Genomic DNA, 318 nt, shown 5'->3' with positions numbered 1-318 from the left:
CTCTTTTATATACTTTTGAACTGCTTCATCTGTTATATTGCCAATCGTTTCAACATAATATCCTCTAGCCCAAAACGCTTTATCCCATTTACTTTGCAACTCAGGATGCCTGTCATAAATCATTAATGTGCTTTTTCCTTTCAGATACCCCATAAAATCTGATACTCTGAGTTTTGGTGGAATTGCTACGCTTAAATGTACATGATCTATACATACCGCTCCTGCAATTATCTCTACATTTTTATACTGGCATAAAGTTGCTATTATCTCTCGGACATCTCTGCGTATTCTCCCATACAATACCTTCTTTCGGTATTT

Annotated in this window: 1 protein-coding gene; it reads right to left on the bottom strand. The window is 35.8% G+C overall.

What is annotated here, in order from left to right:
- Positions 1 to 318: IS200/IS605 family transposase (gene tnpA / locus DXD92_RS05850; RefSeq protein ID WP_243104848.1), on the bottom strand; the 318-nt coding region annotated here is incomplete at both ends.

This window comes from Blautia sp. TM10-2 (assembly GCF_003480845.1).
Classification (GTDB): Bacteria; Bacillota; Clostridia; order Lachnospirales; family Lachnospiraceae; genus Fusicatenibacter; species Fusicatenibacter saccharivorans.
The sequence above is the reverse complement of the archived record's forward strand: the minus strand, read 5'-3'. Positions and strand labels throughout refer to the sequence as shown.